The following is a 4,358-nucleotide window of genomic DNA, read 5'->3' as shown; positions in this document are numbered from 1 at the left end:
GAGCTTGCCGCGGCGCCCCGTGGGCGCAGCCCGCCCGTCGCGGCGCTCGTGCACGGTCGGGATCACGCAGACCGGAGCCTCGGGCATCTCCCTCCCCAGGAGCTCCGCCTCCACCGGGGAGACGACGATCGTCGCGTCGGCCGCCATGACGAAGCCCAGCTCCTGGCGACGAGTGGCCGCGGCCTTGGCCGCATCCCCCGGCTCACCGGACAGCTCGGCCTCGCGCTGCTCGCGAAGGTGGTGCAGGTCGACGGTGTCGAAGAGGAAGGGGACGCCGGGCAGCACCCTGCGCACCATCCCGACGTAGGGCCAGGCGACGGTCACCCGCGCGCCGATCACCGCACGCACCTGCGGCCGGAGGGAGGAGAGGAAGTGATCGACCGGCTCCGGGCCGGTGAAGAGCTCGATGCCCTCCTCGCGCAGCCGGTCACCCCAGACGTCGCCGCCGTACCGGTTGTCCGGCACGAACACGACATGCCATCCCAGCCGCTTGAGCGCGCGCAGGAAGGCGAACGTCCGCACCGACCCGGCGTCCTCGTCCGGCCTCGGGACGTGGTCGTCGATGAAGACGATCACCCCCCGGGAGCCCTGACGGCGAGCGGCGGCCTGCACGATCGCCGGGTCCTGGGGATAGTGCTGGGCGAGCTGCACTCCCCACTTCTTCAGCATCTTCGACCGGTTGATCTCCTGGTACCGCTTGATCCCGGACGTCACGTCCGTGCCGTGGGAGACACCTTCGTGGTGGACGACGACAGCACGGGGCTCGTAGACCACCCGAAGGCCACGCTCGCGGATGGAGAAGGCGAGGTCGGCGTCGTCGTAGTACGCGGGAGCGAACGTCTCGTCGAGGCCCCCCAGGTCCTCCAGGACGTCACGACGGACCATGATCGCGGCACCCGAGCAGTAGTCGACATCGCGGCGGACGTTGTAGCGCGGCAGGCCCGGGTCGTCGAAGCGGCCGAAGTTCCAGCCGTCCGCGTTCGAGAAGAGGACTCCACCGGCCTCCTGCAGGCGCCCGTCCGGGTAGACGAGCTTCGAGCCGACGAGACCGACACCGGGCTCCTGTGCCGTCTCCAGGAGCGCCTCGAGCCAGCCGTCCGTGATCTGGGTGTCGTTGTTCAGCAGGGCGACGTACTCGCCCGTGCACGCCTCGATGCCGGCGTTGACGGCACCGACGAACCCGCGATTCACGTCAAGTGGCACGACACGGACACCGCGGACCGCTCCGAGACGGGCCCGGGAGTCGTCGGGCGACGCGTCGTCGACGACGACGATCTCGTAGGGGACCGTCGGAGGGTGCTCGGTGAAGGAGACCAGGCACTGACGCGTCGTGGCCCAGCTCCCGTGGATCGGGATGACCACCGAGACGGTCGGAGTCGCGCTGGTGGCGATCGCCAACGACTCCTCGACGGCGACAGCGGGGGCCGCCGGGCGCCCGAGTGCTCGTCGGGCAGCCCTGACCGCCAGTCGGCCGCCGCGACCGTAGAGCGCGCGTCGGCGGCTCCCGGCGGGCGCTGCGCGCTCCACACCGCGGTACCACGCCAGGACGAGGCGGTAGCCGCGGGAGGAGCGGATCGCGGCGAGCGAGCCCTCGACCTCTGCCAGACGAGCCGCTGCAGCGGACGAGGCGAGCGCCGCCTCGCTGCGGACGTGGTGCAGCTCCGTCGCGGCGGACTCGAGCTCGCCCTGCAGGCCGACGACGACCTCCTGCTTGAGCTCGAGCTCTCGCTCGACGCGCCTCACCTCGGACTGTGCGGACTCGAGCTCGCTCGCGGTGCGGCCGTAGATGCCCTGCGTGCGCTTGAGCTCCTGGAGGAGATCGTCGTACGACGCCTGCATCCGCTGCACAGCGGCCGTGGCCCGCTCCCCGAGGCTGTTCTCCGAGATCTGAGCGGCCAGCACCCCCTGGAGATCGCCGACCTGCACGGCCAGCGGGTCGTCGACGGTTCCCGGTACGAGCCGGATCTCGGCCTGGACGGCGGCTTCCTCGGCAACGGCGCGGTCGATCCAGTCGCCGTCCGCGTCCAGCCCGACCATCGCGCCGAGATGTGCGGCCAGGTCCCTGACCGTGGAGGCGGCCGGCCACCGTCCGGGCACGGAGACCGCGGCCACCTTGGACGCGAACCACAGGAGCCCGCGCCTGAGCACCTGATCGGGGGTGGCGGACGGGTGCACGAACTCCTGGTCGACGACGGCGAGCGTGCCGTCCGACCGCCGGATGAGGTTGTGCGGGACGAGATCGAGAAGGCAGCCGCCCTCGACGGCGGCCGAGCGCTCGACCAGGGCACTCCACTCCCGCAGGGTTGCAGCAAGGTCGGCGTCCGACGCCCCGACGGCCCAGCTGAGGAGGTCCTCGCCCGGCGCGAACGCCTCGGTGCTGGGCGACAACCACGGCGCCGGTTCGGCCGCGACCGCCCGACGCTCGAACGAGGTGCCGTCGGCGTCGTTCCGCACCACGGTGGTGGTGCGGAAAGGCGACCGGCGTCCGAGGGAGTACACCTGGGCCGCCACGCCCTGTGGCCACAGGCCCGACGGAGCGCCCTTGCCCGCCAGGACGAGGAACGAGTTGGGGTGGTGCTCGGCCTGACCGGCCCGCACGATGGTCTGCCACAGCAGCCGCTCGTCCGCGAGCCGAGCGCGCCGGTCGAGGTGGTCGGGGCTCGGGAACGACGGCAGTCGCTCGAGAAGCCCGGTCGACGGATCCATGGCCGGGGTGTCCAGCAGTGCGCGGGTGAGCTTGTAGTCGGGGAACGCCCCGACGAAGGCCGAGTCGTAGCCCGTCGCCGCGAGCATCTCGCGCAGCTCGCGCTGCGAGAAGGTGCGGGCGTGCGCGCCGTACGGGTAGCCCTCGAGCGAGTCGAAGGGCCGGTTCGTGTGGTCCTCGGGCGCACCGCACAGGTACTTGACCCCGAGGTCGTTCTCGATCGCGACGACCAGCGTGCCACCCGGCACGAGGCGACGGGAGATGCCCTCCAGGAACTGCGCGTAGGGCTCCGGGGAGGAGCTGCCACCTCCGACGTACTCCAGGACCCCGACGACGACGACGACGTCGTACAGCTCCTCCAGGGGGAGGTCGTCGAGCTCGCCGACCAGGACGTCGACGGTGTCGAGATCGCGACAGCGCGCCTTCGCGACGCGCGCCCGGGCGACAACAGGCTCCAGGGCGTCGACGTGACCGGCCACCTCTCCCAGGTACCGGGTCACCGCTCCGCAGCCGGCGCCGATCTCCAGGACGCGGTCCGTCGCCCCGATGGTCAGGGGTCGCACGATGTTCGCCCGGTCGGGGTGCAGGTGGTAGAGGGTCGCCCAGTCGTGAGCGGAGGCGAGCAGCTCGTCGCTCTGCGAGCGCAGGTCCTGCGCCGCGCTCACGATCTCGAAGAGCTCCTCCTCGGCCCCGTCGCGGTACGTGGACCCGGTGTCGCGGAGAAGGCGCCATCCTTCGGGCTGGGGCTCACCGACGGTCGCCGGGCCGAGGCGGTCGATCATCTCGCTCCTCTACTGATCCCGTGCACCCGGATCCGGGTGCGCGGTGCTCTCATCTGACGGTCAAGGACTCGGGGGTTCGGACTCACGACGGCGCGCGCAACCTGCCGTAGACGGACCGCATCCCTGAGGTGTAGCGGAAGAGTCGCGTCGTGCGTAGCGCAGCGACCTCGGCCTCGAGCCGGTCGGCCTTCTCCCGCTGCACGGCCAGCTCGCGGCTCAACGCCTCGACGAGGTCGTGCGCCGCTGCCGCTGCCACCAGTGCCTGCGTGCACCGATCCCGATCCCCGGCGCCCTCCGCCGTCGACACCTGATCCATGTCGCCCCCTGCAGTCATCGGACCATTCTCACAGGCCGACCCGGGGCCGAGTCACCCAGTGGTCCCACCACGAGCTCGAGCAGGCGGGCACCGACCGCACCGGTGAGGGAGGGCAGGACCGTCGATCCGAGAGCCGACCGCGACCCACGACGACTGTCGGCGACCTCCCGCATCCTGCTGCCGGCCCCGGCGAGGCGCCGCCCGCGAATGCTCGGACCGTCGCACGCGCCGTCCTTGCCCTCCTCGGTGGTGCCGGCGGGCGAGACCCGCAGGACCCAGGGTTCGGCCGCACCCCGCAGCAGCACGACGTCGTCGCTGACCACGGTCGGAACGCCGGCGGCGACCGCCGCAGCGAAGACGGGGCCCAGGATCCGCTCCCGAGGGAGTCCGACCACCGCTGCGGCAGCCGCGATGGCCTCGGACATCGACGCGGATCCCCCGTCCTCGTCGATCACGACGTCCTCGCGGCCCCGCGCGACGTGCGCTATCGACTCCCGCGTCCGACGGCTCAACGCCCCGCAATAGGGGCGCACGGCGAGCATGAAGCCCTCCTCGG

The 4,358-nt window shown here is 71.9% G+C and carries 3 protein-coding genes; all 3 read right to left on the bottom strand.

Annotated elements, in window-relative coordinates:
• Nucleotides 1-3,486: glycosyltransferase (locus tag ABWK99_RS14065; RefSeq protein ID WP_372595329.1), on the bottom strand; the 3,486-nt coding region annotated here is incomplete at its 3' end.
• An 82-nt stretch (nt 3,487-3,568) separates the two neighbouring features.
• Complete coding sequence (locus ABWK99_RS14060; protein ID WP_372595328.1) at nt 3,569-3,820, bottom strand: hypothetical protein; 252 nt, start codon at nt 3,818-3,820, stop codon at nt 3,569-3,571.
• The coding region (locus tag ABWK99_RS14055; protein WP_372595327.1) for a hypothetical protein at nt 3,817-4,358 on the bottom strand (542 nt) is incomplete at its 5' end. The genes ABWK99_RS14055 and ABWK99_RS14060, both read right to left, overlap by 4 nt.

It is taken from the genome of Actinotalea sp., from assembly GCF_041597215.1.
Classification (GTDB): Bacteria; Actinomycetota; Actinomycetes; order Actinomycetales; family Cellulomonadaceae; genus Actinotalea.
The sequence above is the reverse complement of the archived record's forward strand: the minus strand, read 5'-3'. Positions and strand labels throughout refer to the sequence as shown.